We start from the raw sequence: 1,151 nt of genomic DNA on the forward strand, positions 1-1,151 counted from the left end.
GTCCGAAGACTCCGGGCCGGCTTCACGGCTTTAGCATTCAGAGGTTCGACGTTGGCGCTTCAAAGCGGGTACGGGAATATCAACCCGTTGTCCATCGACTACGCCTGTCGGCCTCGCCTTAGGTCCCGACTTACCCTGGGCAGATCAGCTTGACCCAGGAACCCTTGGTCAATCGGCGCAAGAGTTTCCCACTCTTGTATCGCTACTCATGCCTGCATTCTCACTCGTGTACCGTCCACAACTGGATTCCTCCGCTGCTTCACCCGGCACACGACGCTCCCCTACCCATCCACACAGCCGTTGGGCCTCATGTGTGAATGACACGACTTCGGTGGTGTACTTGAGCCCCGCTACATTGTCGGCGCGGAATCACTTGACCAGTGAGCTATTACGCACTCTTTCAAGGGTGGCTGCTTCTAAGCCAACCTCCTGGTTGTCTCTGCGACTCCACATCCTTTCCCACTTAGCACACGCTTAGGGACCTTAGTCGGTGTTCTGGGCTGTTTCCCTCTCGACCATGGAGCTTATCCCCCACAGTCTCACTGCCGTGCTCTCACTTACCGGCATTCGGAGTTTGGCTAAGGTCAGTAACCCGGTGAGGCCCATCGCCTATCCAGTGCTCTACCTCCGGCAAGAAACACACGACGCTGCACCTAAATGCATTTCGGGGAGAACCAGCTATCACGGAGTTTGATTGGCCTTTCACCCCTAACCACAGGTCATCCCCCAGGTTTTCAACCCTGGTGGGTTCGGTCCTCCACACGGTCTTACCCGCGCTTCAACCTGCCCATGGCTAGATCACTCCGCTTCGGGTCTTGGGCATGCAACTCAAACGCCCTATTCGGACTCGCTTTCGCTACGGCTACCCCACACGGGTTAACCTCGCTACACACCGCAAACTCGCAGGCTCATTCTTCAAAAGGCACGCAGTCACGGCCCGCCAGCAAGCTGACGAACGACGCTCCCACGGCTTGTAGGCACACGGTTTCAGGTACTATTTCACTCCGCTCCCGCGGTACTTTTCACCATTCCCTCACGGTACTATCCGCTATCGGTCACCAGGGAATATTTAGGCTTAGCGGGTGGTCCCGCCAGATTCACACGGAATTTCTCGGGCTCCGTGCTACTTGGGAGAAGCTCAAGTGAGCCGC

General features: G+C 56.8%; 1 rRNA gene. It reads right to left on the reverse strand.

The features are described from left to right. Positions 1-1,151, reverse strand: a 23S ribosomal RNA gene (locus tag AC2TEW_RS39030); the annotation flags it as partial.

Source organism: Kitasatospora sp. NEAU-CNBT7, assembly GCF_057220535.1.